The sequence below is a fragment of the Stenotrophomonas maltophilia genome (assembly GCF_039555535.1).
Classification (GTDB): domain Bacteria; phylum Pseudomonadota; class Gammaproteobacteria; order Xanthomonadales; family Xanthomonadaceae; genus Stenotrophomonas; species Stenotrophomonas maltophilia_Q.
Window position 1 is genome coordinate 3,082,895 of record NZ_CP154630.1, and the last position, 14,393, is coordinate 3,097,287.

16 protein-coding genes and 1 tRNA gene are annotated in these 14,393 nt (G+C 67.2%); 7 read left to right on the forward strand and 10 right to left on the reverse strand.

Annotated elements, in window-relative coordinates; all coding sequences use genetic code 11:
• Positions 1-15: 15 nt before the first annotated feature.
• From pgi to pcnB, 7 genes are all read right to left on the reverse strand, one after another.
• On the reverse strand, positions 16-1,530 hold the full coding sequence (pgi, locus tag AASM09_RS14200; protein WP_049431724.1) for a glucose-6-phosphate isomerase: 1,515 nt from the start codon (positions 1,528-1,530) through the stop codon (positions 16-18).
• Positions 1,527-1,907, reverse strand: coding sequence for an aspartate 1-decarboxylase (gene panD / locus AASM09_RS14205; protein WP_005409061.1), 381 nt, complete (start codon positions 1,905-1,907; stop codon positions 1,527-1,529). Before panD ends, pgi begins: the two co-directional genes overlap by 4 nt.
• Before the next feature lie 87 nt (positions 1,908-1,994).
• Positions 1,995-2,492: a hypothetical protein gene (locus AASM09_RS14210; RefSeq protein ID WP_049431726.1), complete on the reverse strand. Its 498-nt coding sequence runs from the start codon at positions 2,490-2,492 to the stop codon at positions 1,995-1,997.
• A gap of 65 nt (positions 2,493-2,557) precedes the next feature.
• Positions 2,558-3,397: a pantoate--beta-alanine ligase gene (panC, locus tag AASM09_RS14215; protein ID WP_049431728.1), complete on the reverse strand. Its 840-nt coding sequence runs from the start codon at positions 3,395-3,397 to the stop codon at positions 2,558-2,560.
• Positions 3,394-4,209, reverse strand: coding sequence for a 3-methyl-2-oxobutanoate hydroxymethyltransferase (gene panB / locus AASM09_RS14220; RefSeq protein WP_049423510.1), 816 nt, complete (start codon positions 4,207-4,209; stop codon positions 3,394-3,396). Before panB ends, panC begins: the two co-directional genes overlap by 4 nt.
• A 34-nt stretch (positions 4,210-4,243) precedes the next feature.
• Positions 4,244-4,729 (reverse strand): 2-amino-4-hydroxy-6-hydroxymethyldihydropteridine diphosphokinase, encoded by a 486-nt coding sequence (gene folK / locus AASM09_RS14225; RefSeq protein WP_049431731.1) that lies wholly within the window; start codon positions 4,727-4,729, stop codon positions 4,244-4,246.
• Between the two features lie 3 nt (positions 4,730-4,732).
• The gene (gene pcnB / locus AASM09_RS14230; protein WP_049431734.1) at positions 4,733-6,112 is read right to left on the reverse strand and encodes a polynucleotide adenylyltransferase PcnB; all 1,380 of its coding nucleotides are present in this window, start codon (positions 6,110-6,112) and stop codon (positions 4,733-4,735) included.
• A 52-nt stretch (positions 6,113-6,164) separates the two neighbouring features.
• On the opposite strand from pcnB, the gene AASM09_RS14235 reads away from it, so the two are divergent.
• Positions 6,165-6,239: transfer RNA gene (locus AASM09_RS14235), tRNA-Glu, on the forward strand.
• A gap of 547 nt (positions 6,240-6,786) precedes the next feature.
• Here the strand turns inward: AASM09_RS14235 and AASM09_RS14240 are convergent.
• Positions 6,787-8,211: a sugar porter family MFS transporter gene (locus AASM09_RS14240; RefSeq protein WP_049430667.1), complete on the reverse strand. Its 1,425-nt coding sequence runs from the start codon at positions 8,209-8,211 to the stop codon at positions 6,787-6,789.
• Between the two features lie 193 nt (positions 8,212-8,404).
• Here AASM09_RS14240 and fdxA point away from each other — a divergent pair, with 193 nt between their 5' ends.
• Entirely contained in the window at positions 8,405-8,728 is a 324-nt protein-coding gene (gene fdxA / locus AASM09_RS14245; RefSeq protein ID WP_005409054.1) for a ferredoxin FdxA, read from the forward strand.
• A 171-nt stretch (positions 8,729-8,899) separates the two neighbouring features.
• Here the strand turns inward: fdxA and AASM09_RS14250 are convergent, their stop codons facing one another.
• Together AASM09_RS14250 and dapA are read right to left on the reverse strand one after the other, a co-directional pair.
• The gene (locus AASM09_RS14250) at positions 8,900-9,415 is read right to left on the reverse strand and encodes a hypothetical protein (protein ID WP_049430669.1); all 516 of its coding nucleotides are present in this window, start codon (positions 9,413-9,415) and stop codon (positions 8,900-8,902) included.
• A 32-nt stretch (positions 9,416-9,447) separates the two neighbouring features.
• Positions 9,448-10,341, reverse strand: coding sequence for a 4-hydroxy-tetrahydrodipicolinate synthase (dapA, locus tag AASM09_RS14255; RefSeq protein WP_049430670.1), 894 nt, complete (start codon positions 10,339-10,341; stop codon positions 9,448-9,450).
• Between the two features lie 164 nt (positions 10,342-10,505).
• On the opposite strand from dapA, the gene AASM09_RS14260 reads away from it, so the two are divergent.
• From AASM09_RS14260 to AASM09_RS14280, 5 genes are all read left to right on the forward strand, one after another.
• The gene (locus AASM09_RS14260) at positions 10,506-11,066 is read left to right on the forward strand and encodes a glycine cleavage system protein R (protein WP_005409051.1); all 561 of its coding nucleotides are present in this window, start codon (positions 10,506-10,508) and stop codon (positions 11,064-11,066) included.
• 92 nt (positions 11,067-11,158) lie between these two features.
• Positions 11,159-11,638 (forward strand): peroxiredoxin, encoded by a 480-nt coding sequence (locus tag AASM09_RS14265; protein WP_049430673.1) that lies wholly within the window; start codon positions 11,159-11,161, stop codon positions 11,636-11,638.
• Between the two features lie 84 nt (positions 11,639-11,722).
• On the forward strand, positions 11,723-13,123 hold the full coding sequence (locus AASM09_RS14270) for a PhoH family protein (protein WP_014036782.1): 1,401 nt from the start codon (positions 11,723-11,725) through the stop codon (positions 13,121-13,123).
• Positions 13,120-13,623, forward strand: a complete 504-nt coding sequence (locus tag AASM09_RS14275; protein ID WP_049430676.1) for a hypothetical protein — start codon at positions 13,120-13,122, stop codon at positions 13,621-13,623. The genes AASM09_RS14270 and AASM09_RS14275 overlap by 4 nt, the downstream gene beginning before the upstream one ends.
• A gap of 12 nt (positions 13,624-13,635) precedes the next feature.
• On the forward strand, positions 13,636-14,304 hold the full coding sequence (locus tag AASM09_RS14280; protein WP_049430678.1) for a YoaK family protein: 669 nt from the start codon (positions 13,636-13,638) through the stop codon (positions 14,302-14,304).
• Positions 14,305-14,393: the final 89 nt, after the last annotated feature.

The following is a 14,393-nucleotide window of genomic DNA, read 5'->3' on the forward strand; positions in this document are numbered from 1 at the left end:
ACCCTACAGGGGGCGTCAGCGCTTCAGCTGCGCGAGGATCTCGCGGGTCATCGGATCGGCTACCGCCACATCCTCGCCCTGCAGCGCCGGCAACAGGCCACTGGCCAGCTGCTTGCCCAGTTCAACACCGAACTGGTCGAAGGCGTTGATGTTCCAGATCACCGACTGCACGTACACGGCGTGTTCGTACATGGCGATCAACGCACCCAGCGCCTGCGGGGTCAGCGCGTCGAGCAGGATCAGCGTGCTCGGGCGCCCCCCCGGATAATCGCGGTGCGGGTCGTCGCTGCTCTGGCCATTGGCCAGCGCTTCGGTCTGCGCCAGCAGGTTGGCCAGCAGCGCCTGGTGATTGATCGTGTACGGATCATCGTTGTGCACGCAGCCGATGAAATCGGCCGGCACGACGCTGGTGCCCTGGTGCAGCGCCTGGAAGAAGCTGTGCTGCACGTCGGTACCTGCCCCGCCCCACCACACCGGCACGGTATCGGTGGTGACCGGCTGGCCATCACGCTGCACGCGCTTGCCCAGGCTTTCCATCACCAGCTGCTGCAGGTAGGCCGGCAGCAGCGCCAGGCGCTGGTCGTAGGTCATCACCGCGTGCGTGGCATGGCCCAGCACGTTGCGGTTCCAGATGTCAGTCAGGCCATGCAGCACCGGCAGGTTGCGCTCCAGCGGCGCGTCCAGCGCGTGCGCATCCATCTGCGCGGCGCCGTCCAGCAGCTGCTCGAAACGCTCGAAACCGATGGCCAGCGCAATCGGGAAACCAACCGCCGACCACAACGAATAACGGCCACCGACCCAATCCCACATCGGCAGCACGCGATCGGCGGCGATGGCGAAGGCCTTGGCCGCACGCTCGGGGTTGGCGCTGACCGCGTACAGGCGCTCGCTGCCACCCAGCCAGTCGTGCAGGATCTGCCCGTTGAGCAGGGTTTCCTGGGTGCCGAAGGTCTTGGAAATGAGGATGCCGGCGGTCCTGGCCGGATCCAGCGTGGCCAGCGTGCGCTGCATGGCGGCGCCGTCCACGTTCGACACGAAATGCACGCGCAGGCGCGCACCGCTGACCGGGCGCAGCGCATCGGCGACCAGGCGCGGACCGAGATCGGAACCACCGATGCCGACGCTGACCACGTCGGTGACGCCGCTGTCTTCCAGCGCGCGCACCAGCACACCCATGCGCTGGCGGATTTCGCGCGCGGTGGCATAGGCCTCGGCCGCCACCGGCGCATCGACCACGTCGCCGCGCAGTGCGGTGTGCAGTGCGGCGCGACCTTCGGTCAGGTTGACCTGCTCACCACGGAACAGGCGCGTGATGGCACCGCCGACATCACGTTCGGCGGCCAAAGCCAGCAATGCCTGCAACGCCGCGGCATCGTATTTCTGCCGGGCGAAGTTGACGTACAACGGACCGACCCGCAGCGCCAGGTCCTGCACGCGGCCGGGTTCGGCGGCGAGGAGGCTGGGGATGCTTGCGCCCTTCAGGCGCTGGGCGTGGGAATGCAGCGAGTCGAATCCGTTGTTCGTTGTCATGCGGCCTGGGTCGGGATCGTGTCGTTGGTGTGGGTGATCTGGTTCTTGCCATCAACGTACACCAGCTTCGGCTTGAAGCTGTCGGCTTCCTGCTCGGTCATGCTGGCGAACGCGGCGATGATGATGATGTCACCGACCTGCACGTGGCGCGCGGCGCCACCGTTGAGCGAGACAACGCCGCTGCCGGCTTCGGCGCGGATGGCATAGGTCGAGAAGCGCGCACCGTTGGTCACGTCCCAGATGTGCACCTGCTCGAACTCGCGGATGCCGGTGGCAGCCAGCAGGTTGTCATCGATGGCGATCGAGCCTTCGTAGTTCAGCTCGGAATGGGTGACGGTGGCGCGGTGGATCTTGGTCTTGAGCAGGGACAGGTGCATGGGGGCGCTGCAACGGCAAAGGAAAGAGCGGATTCTAGCACCCGCTTGGCCATCGTCAGGGGTCTGCGGCAGGACGCTGAAGGCCGTTCAGGTGCCCTCGCCCGGCGGCATTGCCGGAGCGCGGCCGGAGGCACCCTCCAGCCAGAGGCGGAACACCGCATGGAAGGCCAGCCCGGCAACCAGGCCGAGGCCACCCGCCGCCAGCACCATCAAGGCGTAGCTGATCACATCGAAGGTATCGACATAGCGCAGGCGGTGCAGCAGGGGGCCCTGGGTTTCACCCGGCCAGCCGCAGGTGGCCATCGCCAGCGCGCCAAGGCCAAAGCCGGCCAGCACGAAACCGGCCCGGCGCAGGCGTCGCTGAGAATGCTGGATCAATGCCATCGGCAGCAGCACGGCAATCGCATTGCAGGCTGCCAGCACGAACATCAGCCCCCCACCGGTGAGCGCAGGCATCGGCGTACGCCTGAATTCAAGCGCGAACAACAGGCCGCCAAACAGCTGGGCCGGCAGCATGCCGGCCGCCAGCACCGCCAGGATCGAGGCCTGGGCGAGGCGGCCCGCGTCAGTGTCCGGTTCCTTCATTTCCAGTCTCCCGTCCGTGGGATGGTGAGAGGCGCCCCGCGGGGCGCCCAGGAGCCAGGTGCGGCTCAGAATTCCAGGTTGTCGATCAGGCGCGTCGTGCCCAGGCGCGCGGCGATCAGCGCCACGCGGCCGCCGCCATCGAAGGTCGGCTCAGCCAGTTCGGGCGTGCGCAGCACCGCGTAGTCGACCTGGAAACCAGCCGCCTGCAGCGCGGCCGTGGCGTCGGCCTCGATCTGCGCCCGCGTGTACCCGGCCACGTAGCCTTCGCGCATGCCCAGCAGCGTGCGGTGGATGGTCGTCGCAACCGGGCGCTGTTCTGCGCTGAGGTACTGGTTGCGGGAACTCTTGGCCAGGCCGTCCTCGTCGCGCACGATCTCGGCGCCGACGATCTGGATGGGGAACGACAGCTCAGCCACCATCTGCCTGATCACGGCCAGCTGCTGGTAGTCCTTGCGGCCGAACACGGCCACATCCGGCTGCACCTGCAGGAACAGGCGCGCCACCACCGTGCAGACGCCATCGAAGTGGCCCGGGCGGCTGGCGCCTTCCAGCACCTCGCTCACGCCCGGCGTGTGCATCTGCGTGGTCTTGTCCACGCCCAGCGGGTACATGGCCTCGACGCTGGGCAACCACACCGCGTCGCAGCCGACCTGCTCCAGCCCGGCCACGTCGGCCTCGGGCGTGCGCGGGTAGCGGTTGAAGTCTTCGTTCGGCCCGAACTGGGTCGGGTTGACGAAGATGCTCGCCACCACCCTGTCGGCGTACTGGCGGGCCAGGGTCACCAGCGAATGGTGGCCACCGTGCAGATTGCCCATGGTCGGCACCAGCGCCACGCGCAGGCCTTCGCGCTTCCACTGGGCGATCTGCCCGCGCAGCGCGCCGAGCTCGTTGAAGGTCTGGATCATTGAGCGTAGGCGTGCTGTTCGTCGGGGAAGCTGCCGTCGCGCACGGCGTCGGCATAGGCGCGGGTGGCACCGGCCACCGAGCCGCCTTCGGCAAGGAAATCCTTGACGAACTTGGGGCGGCGATGGCCACTATCCAGGCCGAGGAAATCGTGCAGCACCAGCACCTGGCCGTCGCACTGCGGGCCGGCACCGATGCCGATGGTCGGCACATCCACCGCCGCGGTCACTTCCGCAGCGACCGGGGTCGGCACGCATTCGAGCACCATGATGCTGGCGCCGGCGGCGGCCACCGCCCTGGCATCTTCCACCAGCTGGCGCGCGGCATCGCCACGGCCCTGGATCTTGAAGCCGCCCAGGCGCAATACCGACTGCGGGGTCAGGCCCAGATGGGCGCAGACCGGAATCTCGCGCTCGACCAGGTAGCGGATGATGTCGACCTTGAAGCCGGCACCTTCGATCTTGACCATCTCGGCACCGGCCTGCAGCAGCTGCAGCGAGGCATCCAGCGCGCGTTCCGGGGTGGCATCGGCACCGAACGGCAGGTCGGCCACCAGCAGCGCGCGCTGCAGCACGCGGGCCACGGCGCGGGTGTGGTAGACCATGTCGGCCACAGTCACCGGCAGGGTCGAATCATGGCCCTGCACGACCATGCCCAGCGAATCGCCGATCAGGATCAGGTCGATGCCATTGGCATCGAAGGTGCGGGCGAAGCCAGCGTCGTAGGCGGTCAACATGACCAGCTTCTGGCCGTTGCGCTTGGCCTCGGCCAGGGCGGGAACGGTCCAGGGCTTGCTGTCTGCGTGGGTGCTCATGTGCTGATAACCGGGGGAGATAACCCGGGCATTATCACCCTATCGGCGCGATCCCGCAGGCATCCACCCGCATCACTGCATCCCGCACGCGGCCATGCCCGGGAATGGCCAGATCCGGCGCGATTTCGGCCAGCGGCACCAACACGAAGGCACGCTCGTGCATGTAAGGGTGCGGTACCTGCAGGCCGGGCTGGTCGAGCACCTGCGCGCCATACAGCAGCAGGTCCAGGTCCAGCGCGCGCGGCCCCCAGTGCACCGCCGCGTCACGCACGCGACCAAAGCGCTGCTCCAGCGCCAGCATCGCCTGCAGCAGTTCATCGGCTGCCAGTGACGTTTCGACCGCGGCCACCGCGTTCACGAACGGTGGCTGGTCTTCATTGCCCCAGGCCGGCGTTACGTACAGGCGCGAGGCCTGCAGCACGCGTGTCCCGGGCAGGCCGTCCAGCGCGGTGATCGCCGCGCCGACAGTCGTGGCCGCATCGCCGAGGTTGGCGCCGAGGCCGATCCACGCAGGCGTCATTGCTTATTCGCCAGCTGCACCGGCCGAGGCACCCGGACGGCGACGACGACGGCGCCGCTTGCGCGGTGCTCCGTTCTCGTCATCGCCCTCTTCGCTGTGCATCGCATCCAGCGACGATTCCAGCTCGCGGCCGGACTGGGCCTGTGCCTCACGCCAGAATTCAACATCGGCAGCGTGCTCGGCCGAGGCCACCTGGCGCAGGCTGAGGAAGTCGAACGCGGCGCGGAAGCGCGGGTGCGTGAGCGTACGGAATACGCGCTTGCGCTGGCGCGAGCCGAAGCGCGACTGCAGCAGCCAGATTTCCTGCATCGGCAGCGAGAAGCGGCGCGGCAATGCGATGGTGCTCAGCTGCTGCACGGTCACACGGTCGGCAGCACGACGCTGCGCCTCCTCCGGTGCCACGCCCTGCTTGAGCAGGGTCGCCTGCGCGCGGCAGAACGCCGGCCACAGCAGCAGCGCGAACAGGAACGCGGGCGAGACCGGCTCGTCGTTGGCCACGCGCGCATCGGTGTTGGCCAGGCCCTCGACCAGCATGCGGCGCAGCGCGCCGGTGCGGTTGGACTTCAGCGCCTTGGCACTTTCCGGGAACAGCACGTCGAGCAGGCCGTAACGCTCCAGGCCTTCGAAGCTGGCCACGCCGTGCCCGGACAGGAACAGCTTCAGCACTTCCTCGAACAGGCGTGCCGGCGCGGCTTCGTTGAGCAGGCCGGCCAGCTGCGGGATCGGCGCGGCGGTGCCCTCTTCGATCTGGAAGCCGAGCTTGGCCGCCAGGCGCACGGCGCGCAGCATGCGTACCGGGTCTTCCTGGTAGCGCTGTACCGGGTCGCCGATGAGTTTCATCAGGCGCGCCTGCACGTCTTCGAAGCCGCCGGTGTAGTCACGCACCGAGAAGTCCTCGATGGCGTAGTACAGGGCGTTGCAGGTGAAGTCGCGGCGGATGGCGTCGTCTTCGATGGTGCCGTACACGTTGTCGCGCACGAGCATGCCGTTTTCCATCTCGCGGTCGCCGCTGCCGTCATCGCTGTTGGCGCGGAAGGTGGCGACTTCGATGATCTCGCGGCCGAACACAACGTGGGCGAGGCGGAACCGGCGGCCGATCAGGCGGCAGTTGCGGAACAGCTGCTTGACCTGTTCGGGCGTGGCGTCGGTGGCCACGTCGAAATCCTTGGGTTGGCCATTGACCAGCAGGTCGCGCACCGCGCCGCCGACAAGGTAGGCGCCGAAGCCGGCATCGCGCAGGCGATAAAGCACGCGCAGGGCGTTCGGGCTGATGTCCTTGCGGGAGATCGTGTGCTGGTCGCGCGGGATGACGCGCAGGCTGAACGGTGATGTAGCAGAGGAAATGATGTTGGCGCTTCCGGTTGAAGTTTCGGGATTGCCCAATGGCATCGAGGTGCATATACTAGCGCTCCTGCCTCGGCAGCGACACAGTTACGCTCCCTTCGTCTAGTGGTTAGGACGTGGCCCTCTCAAGGCTAAAACAGGGGTTCGAGTCCCCTAGGGAGCGCCAGTCGCCGCAGTAGGAACCGAAAAAGCCCGCCCTCGCGCGGGCTTTTCTGTTTTCCGGGTTTGCGACTCCAGAAGATTGATCGCTGTGGCGCCTGCCTGTTCCTGCGTTTGAGGGGGCGGGCCACCCTGGCCTGGACACGCAAAAGCCCATCCATGGTGCTCGATGGCGCCATCCATGGCGCCAACGGTCCAGGCCAGGGTGGCCCGCCCCCTCCTGACAGTTTCCCGCGAAGGCGGCACGAACAGCTTCGCCCCTCCGCAGCCAATTCAATCCCGACGCGCAGACCTGCGTCCGCCAGAACCGCAATGCCTGACGCGAAGGCGGGGCAGCTCAAGCCGGGACCGTTGGCGCCATGGGTTGGGCGCATGCGCCCGACGGGTTGGGCAGGAGCCCAACCCTGGTCTTGCCGCGTGCGCAGGACAGCGCACGCGAGCAAGGTGCCATCGAGCACCATGGATGGGCTTTTGCGTGTCCTGGAGAGGGCGGCCTGCCCCCTCACACTCTGGACAGGCAGGCGCCAACGGAATGCAACCGAAGCCAGTCGCCGTCAGCCTTCCATCTGCTCCAGCTCCTTGCCCTTGGTCTCGCGCACGTAGCGGACCACGAAGACGATCGAGAGGATGGCCGCCACCGTATAGATGCCATAGGCGCCGGCCAGCCCGATGCCGGCCAGCAGCATCGGGAAGGTCACGGTGATCGCGAAATTCGAGGTCCACTGCGCCGCACCGGCAACGGCCAACGCCGGGCCGCGGATCTGGTTCGGGAACATCTCGCCCAGCATCACCCACATCACCGGGCCCCAGGACATGTTGAAGAACACCACGTAGACATTGGCCGCGACCAGCGCCAGCCGGCCCATGCCGTCGGACAGCTGCAGGCGACCGTAGGCCAGGCTGCCGCTGGCGAAGGCCACCACCATCAGCACCAGCGCCACCGACATGCCGACCGAGCCGATCCACAGCAGCGGCTTGCGCCCGATGCGGTCGATCAACAGCACCGTCAGCAGGCAGGCGCCGATGCTCAGCGCACCGGACAGCACGTTGATCAACAGCGCGTCGCTTTCCGAGAAGCCGACCGCCTGCCACAGCACTGCGCCGTAGTAGAACACCACGTTGATGCCGACCAGCTGCTGGAACATCGCCAGGCCGATGCCGACCCAGAGGATCGGGCGCAGCTTGCCGGTGACCTTGTCGTGCAGGTCGGCGAAGCGCGGCTTGTGCTGGTCCTGGGCCAGGCTGGCCTCGATCTCGGCCAGCTTGGTCGCGGCCGTGCCCTCACCATACAGGCGCGACAGCACCGCCCTCGCCTGCTCCGGGCGCCCCTTCACGACCAGGAAGCGCGGACTTTCGGGAATCACCAGCAACAGCAGCAGGAACAGCCCCGAGGGCAGCGCCTGCATCCAGAACATCCAGCGCCAGGCCTCCTGGCCCAGCCACAACGGCTCGGTCGAGGCCCCGGCTGCACGGGCCAGCAGGTAGTTGCTGAGGAACGCCGCGAACAGGCCGCAGATGATCGCCATCTGCTGCACAGTGGCCAGACGCCCGCGATAGCGCGCCGAGGCCACCTCCGCGATGTAGGCCGGCGACATCACGCTGGCCGCCCCCACCGCGAAGCCGCCCAGCACGCGTGCAGCAATGAACAGCCAGGAGGCGTGGGCAGCACCGGCGCCCAGCGCCGACACCAGGAACATCAGTGCCGACACGATCAGCACGCCACGACGGCCCAGGCGATCCCCCAGCCAGCCGGCCAGGAAGGCACCGATCGCGCACCCCAGCAGCATCGAAGCGACTTCAAAACCGAGCGCCGCCTCGCTGGAGTTGAAGGCCTGGCGAAGGCCGTCGACCGTGCCATTGATGACACCACTGTCGAAGCCGAACAGGAATCCACCAAGGGTGGCCACGCAGCTGATCAGGACGATGAATGCAGTGTTCTCACCGCCGTGGGGCGCGGTGCCGGGCTGGGCTTGGGACATGGACGATCCTGCTGGGAAGAGAATCCGGCCACGATGGGTGACCGATCGCCCCGCAGCGTCGCACAGGCCCTGCCCTGCCGCCAATGACCACCACGGCCGCGCCTGCCAGACGCCCGATTTCCGCCCTGCGCCGACACCGGGGGCCAACCTGTTCTAGAATTGGCGGGTTCAGGAATCGATCCACCTCCAGCCCATGCCCTTTGTCGTCACCGAAAACTGCATCAAGTGCAAACACACCGATTGCGTGGAAGTGTGCCCCGTGGATTGCTTCCACGAAGGCCCGAACTTCCTGGTGATCGACCCGGATGAGTGCATCGACTGCACCCTCTGCGAGCCGGAGTGCCCGGTCAATGCGATCTTCCCGGAGGACGATGTCCCCGCCGGCCAGGAAGGCTTCGTCGCCCTCAACGCCGAACTGGCGAAAGAATGGCCGGTGCTGACCGTGCGCAAGGACCCGCCGGCCGACGCCGGCGAATGGGATGGCAAGCCGGACAAGCTGAAGCTGCTGGAGCGCTGAGGCGCAAGCAGCAGCAACGAAAAAGGGCGCCTTGGGCGCCCTTTTCCATTTCCGGTAGCGCCGGGCCATGCCCGGCGGATCCTGGGCCGCGCTTCACGCTCGCCGGGCATGGCCCGGCGCTACCCAAGGCAGGTGCGGACCAAGGCCCACACCCAGCGAGCTGGCTGGCCCTTACTGCGCCAGCTTCGCCTTCAGCGCGGCGATCAGCTTCACCGGCGCTTCGGCGGTGGCCGGCAGGCCACGCGGGTCGACCGCGGAGATGTAGGCACCGGCATCGACGGCGACCACGCGGACCAGGAAGTTGCTGCCTTCGTAGGCCACGTCGTACGAGCCGAGCAGCTGGGCGCGGCTGGCGATGGTCACGCCCTGCACGCCTTCCAGCGCGGTACCGACCTTGGCGAAGGCCTCATCCTTGCCACCGGCAATGGTGAAACCGGTGTTGCCAACGGCCGGAGCCGCGGCCGCCGGTGCTGCCGGCTTGGTGGCCGAAACCAGCGCCGGCACCTTGTTGTCACCGGTCGTGGCCGGCAGGTTCAGGTCCGGCGGCACTTCCAGCGGGCGCATTTCCGGGGCCAGGGCGTAGTCGCCCTTGACGCCACGCTTGAAGCAACCGGTGGTGCCGGCCGCAACAGCTACAGCAAGCAGGGCGTAGGACAGCACGCGGACAGTGGAAACGGATTGACGCATGTGAATCTCCTGGGTCAGACCAAGACGAAAGGTCAGTGGCTGGAAAGGGCTTCGAGCGCGGCGATGTCGCCGGCAAGATGGTCGGCAGCCGCATGGTGCGGCGCCGACAGCGGCAGCAGCGGCAGGCGCAGGTCGTGGCCGATGCCGATACGGCGCAGCAGCGCCTTGACCGGAATCGGGTTCGGCTCGACACCGCAGAAGTCATGGAACGGCTGCAGGCGCGCGTCCCAGGACCCGGTGGCTTCATGGTCGTGGGCGGCGGCCAGCTCGCACATCCGGCGGTAGGCGCCCGGAAGCACGTTGGAACCGACCGAGATCAAGCCATCGACACCGGCCTGGATCGACCGGGCCGCCGTGCCGTCGTCACCGCTGAGCACGGCGAACTGCGGGCTGCGCAGGGCCAGCAGCGCCTGCACCCGGCCGGTGTCGCCCACCGCCTCCTTGATGCCGACGATGTTGGGATGGCTGGCCAGTTCGGCCACGGTCTCCGGCTGCATGTCGCAACCGGTACGGCCGGGCACGTTGTACAGCACGACCGGCAACCCACCCTGGTCGGCCACCGCTCGGTAGTGCGCGATCAGGCCGGCCTGGGTCGGCCGCACGTATGGCGGGGTGACCACCAGCGCGTGGCTGGCACCGAGTGCAGCGGCGCGGCGGGTCTGTTCGATGGTTTTGGCGGTGCCCGACAGGCCGGTACCGGCGATGACCGGAATGCGGCCGCCGATGCGCTCGACCGCGCTGGCAAGCAGCAGGTCGTACTCGGCATCGGTGAGCGTTGCCGCTTCGCCGGTCGAGCCGGCAACGACAACGCCGTGGACGCGACCTTCCAGTTGCAGGTGCAGCAGGCGCTGCCAACCGTCGGGATCGAGGGCGCCGTCGGCCCGGAACGGGGTCGCCAGCGCGGTGATGAGGCCGGAAAGGGACAAGGACGTGCTGCTCTTGGCTGGAAAGGGAAAACGCCCGCCACGAAAGGCCGGGGGCGACCTGAATGTTACTTGCGGCGCGAAAGCACGGGCAAGTATGCTGGACACCGGTGGATCCCCGCCTCTGGCGGGCATTCAGACTAACGCATGCATTACCCGGAATCGCCTTGACCGACACCACCCCGCGCCCCGCGCCGAGCGAAAACCACCTCCTGATCAACGCCTATACGACGCATCCGGAGTCCCCCCTGCTGTCCGTCACCCGCCGCATCGCCGACAGCGGCTGCAACCTGGTGGACGCACGCCTGGCCACGGTCGGTCGCGATGTCTCGGTCACCGCCCTGGCCACCGGCTCCTGGGACTCGGTAGCCAAGCTGGAAGCGATGCTGACCCGGCTCGAGCGCGAGGAAGGCCTGAAGCTGGTCTGGTACCGCACCGCCGCCAAGCAGGCGCAGTCCAACCTGCTGCCGTACATCGTCGAGGTGATCGCCGCCGACAAGCCGGGCATCCTGTTCCAGCTGGCCGATTTCTTCGACCGCCAGGGCATCACCATCGAGAACCTGCAGAGCACCCGCTACCGCGCCATGCAGACCGGTGCGGAGATGTTCAGCGCGCAGGTCACCATCGGCGTGCCGGCCAACATGCACATCGCCGCGCTGCGCGACGATTTCCTCGAGTTCTGCGACCACCTGAACCTGGACGCGATCATGGACCCGATGAAATTCTGATCGGAAGTGCGGATTTTTCGCGCGCCTCTCACGGGCGCGTGGCGTTTCATGCAATTGTCGTAGAAACAACCCAGGCTCGACAGAAGGACCTCATGAACAACGGCGATACCCTGGACAGCACTACCCTCTCCCTGCCGCTGGCACTGTCCGGTGGCAACCAGGCCACCCTCGGCGACTATGCCGGCCAGTGGCTGGTGCTGTACTTCTACCCCAAGGACAGCACGCCCGGCTGCACCACCGAAGGCATCGACTTCAACGCGCTGCTGCCGAAGTTCAGGAAGGCCGGTGCGGTCGTGCTCGGTGTCTCGCGCGACTCGGTGAAGTCGCACGACAACTTCTGTGCCAAGCAGGGCTTCAGCTTCCCGCTGGTCAGCGATGGCGACGAAGCGCTGTGCACCGCCTTCGACGTGATCAAGATGAAGAACATGTACGGCAAGCAGGTACGTGGCATCGAACGCAGCACCTTCCTGATTTCCCCCGACAGCCGCATCGTGCAGTCCTGGCGCAAGGTCAAGGTTGCCGGCCATGCCGATGCTGTTCTCGCCGAACTGAAGGCCTCCCAGTCCAAGTGAGTCCCACTGCCTACTGTGTCTGCCATCACCCTGCCCCGCAGCAGGCCGTGGTGGTTTTTCCCTGTCCGTAACCAGGAATCGACGATGACCCGAGGCAAGCGCATCTACGTGCTGGATACCAACGTGCTGATGCACGATCCCACCGCGCTGTTCAAATTCGAAGAGCACGACGTCTACCTGCCCATGCAGGTGATCGAGGAGCTGGACAACGGCAAGAAGGGCACCTCCGAAGCGAGCCGCAACGCCCGCCAGGTGAGCCGCTTCCTCAACGAGCTGGTGCAGGCGTCGGGCCTGGACAACCTGGCCGACGGCATTCCGCTGCAGCGGCCCAATGGCCTGCAGCTGCGCGGCAAGCAGAGCGCGGGCAAGCTGCGCTTCCAGACCAGCCATTTCGATGCCGGCAAGAGCTTCGGCAAGGTCATCCCGGACAACGCCATCCTCGGCGCGATCCTGGCCCTGAAGGAAGAGACCCCGGACCTGCCGGTGGTGTTCGTTTCCAAGGACATCAACCTGCGGATCAAGGCTGCGATCGCCGGCATCGTGTCCGAGGACTACGAGAACGACCGCGCGCTGGACGATTTCAGCCTGCTCTACACCGGCGCCACCGAGCTGCCGGAAGACTTCTGGAAGCGCCATGGCGACGACCTGCGCAGCTGGAGCGACAAGGGCCGTACCCATTACGAAATCCTCGCGCAGGACGGCGAGGAGTGGTATCCGAACCAGTACGTCTACCTGCCCGGCGAAGACGAAGTCGAACTGCGCGTAAGCCGCGTGGTCGGCGACGGCAAGGTGGTGCTGTCGCTGGTCGATGATTTCCGCCACGGCAGCCACGCCGTGTGGGGCATCAGTGCGCGCAACCGCGAGCAGAACTTCGCGCTCAACGCACTGATGGACCCGGAGATCGACTTCGTCACCCTGCTGGGTACCGCCGGTACCGGCAAGACCCTGCTGGCACTGGCCGCCGGCCTGGCGCAGACGATGGACCAGCAGCGCTACCGCGAGATCATCATGACCCGCGCCACGGTCAGCGTCGGCGAGGACATCGGTTTCCTGCCGGGCACCGAGGAAGAGAAGATGACGCCGTGGATGGGCGCGCTGACCGACAACCTGGAAGTGCTCACGCACAACCAGGAAGGCGGCACCTGGGGCCGCCAGGCCACCAACGACCTGCTCGCCAGCCGCATCAAGATCCGCTCGATGAACTTCATGCGCGGCCGCACCTTCCTGTCGCGCTACCTGATCCTGGACGAGGCGCAGAACCTCACCCCGAAGCAGATGAAGACGCTGATCACCCGTGCCGGCCCCGGCACCAAGATCGTCTGCCTGGGCAACGTCGAGCAGATCGACACCCCGTACCTGACCGAAACCACTTCGGGCCTGACCTACGCGGTGGATCGCTTCAAGAACTGGCCGCATAGTGCGCACATCACCCTGCGCCGTGGCGAGCGTTCGCGCCTGGCCGATTACGCTTCGGAGGTGTTGTGAACCGCTGCACCCGCCTGCTGCTGCCCACAGCTGCGATCACCCTCACAGCCGTGCTCGGCGCCTGCACCACTACGCGCGGCCCGGCCAGCGTGCCGACCGCCGAGCGCACCGGCCAGTCCTGGGTCGTCACCCGCCCGATCATCGCCGCGCAGGTGCTCGACACCTGCTCGCGGCCCAGCCCCGGCCGCGAGGCCGGGCGCGTCAGCGGCTACTGGGCACCCAGCCGGCAGCAGATCGATCAGCTGGAAGCGCGGCTGTCATCGCTTGAAGCACAGGTGCCGAAGGTGCTGGACTTCGACCGCCAGTACGTCGGCATCGAAAGTGCCGGCAAGCGGCTGATCTACATCAACGCCTTCCCGCACGACGACAGCGGCGTGAATCCCGCACGGGAAGCGATCCGCACCTGCGATGGCGGCGCACAGTTCTGGGGCGCAGTGTTCGATCCGGCCAGCAACACCCTCAGCGAGCTGCAGTTCAACGGCGGCTTCGGCGGGCCCTGAGGGGCCCCGCCGATGGGAATACGCCTGCCCACCTGGGTCTGGATCGGTGCGGTCGCGCTCTCGTGCGTAGCCGGCATGGTCAACGTGGTCGGCTTCCTCGGTTTCGAGCACCAGGCGGTCAGTCACATGACCGGCAGTACCAGCCAGCTCGGCATGGCACTGGCCCAGGGGGACTGGCGCGCCGTCGGGCACCTGTGGGGGCTGCTGATCGCGTTCTCGCTGGGCGCGATGCTCAGCGGCCTGCTGATCCAGGACAGCGCCCTGCAACTGGGCCGGCGCTATGGCGTGGCACTGGCGCTGGAATCGGCGCTGCTGCTGATCGCCATTCCGCTCTTTGAACAACAGCAGATCTGGGGCGCGCTGGCCGCCGCCATGGCCTGCGGCCTGCAGAACGCGATGGCCACCACCTTCAGTGGCGCGGTGGTGCGCACCACCCACCTCAGCGGCATGTTCACCGACCTTGGCATCGGCCTCGGCCACCTGCTGCGCGGGCTGCCGCTGCAGGTGCGGCGCCTGACCCTCAGCGGACTGATCATCAGCGGCTTCCTCGCCGGCGGTGTCATCGGCGCCTGGCTGTTCGTACGCTGGCAATACGACGCCCTGCTCGCTCCGGCCCTGCTGACCGGCCTGACCGGGCTGGGCTATGTGCTGTACCAGCAGTGGGCACGTTGGCGGCATTGAGGGTCGCGCTGCGGGCGCCCGGGGGTCAGATCCCTTTTCCTGCGAAAAAGGGATCTGACCCCGCCTGACGGATCAAAGGCATCCACGCA

Coding starts and splice junctions, on each gene's coding strand:
- AASM09_RS14270 (WP_014036782.1), top strand. CDS start 11,723: ATGACCCGAGGCAAGCGCATCTACGTGCTGGATACCAACGTGCTGATG.
- fdxA (WP_005409054.1), top strand. CDS start 8,405: ATGCCCTTTGTCGTCACCGAAAACTGCATCAAGTGCAAACACACCGAT.
- AASM09_RS14280 (WP_049430678.1), top strand. CDS start 13,636: ATGGGAATACGCCTGCCCACCTGGGTCTGGATCGGTGCGGTCGCGCTC.
- AASM09_RS14265 (WP_049430673.1), top strand. CDS start 11,159: ATGAACAACGGCGATACCCTGGACAGCACTACCCTCTCCCTGCCGCTG.
- AASM09_RS14210 (WP_049431726.1), bottom strand. CDS start 2,492: ATGAAGGAACCGGACACTGACGCGGGCCGCCTCGCCCAGGCCTCGATC.
- panB (WP_049423510.1), bottom strand. CDS start 4,209: ATGAGCACCCACGCAGACAGCAAGCCCTGGACCGTTCCCGCCCTGGCC.
- folK (WP_049431731.1), bottom strand. CDS start 4,729: ATGACGCCTGCGTGGATCGGCCTCGGCGCCAACCTCGGCGATGCGGCC.
- AASM09_RS14240 (WP_049430667.1), bottom strand. CDS start 8,211: ATGTCCCAAGCCCAGCCCGGCACCGCGCCCCACGGCGGTGAGAACACT.
- AASM09_RS14250 (WP_049430669.1), bottom strand. CDS start 9,415: ATGCGTCAATCCGTTTCCACTGTCCGCGTGCTGTCCTACGCCCTGCTT.
- panC (WP_049431728.1), bottom strand. CDS start 3,397: ATGATCCAGACCTTCAACGAGCTCGGCGCGCTGCGCGGGCAGATCGCC.
- pgi (WP_049431724.1), bottom strand. CDS start 1,530: ATGACAACGAACAACGGATTCGACTCGCTGCATTCCCACGCCCAGCGC.
- panD (WP_005409061.1), bottom strand. CDS start 1,907: ATGCACCTGTCCCTGCTCAAGACCAAGATCCACCGCGCCACCGTCACC.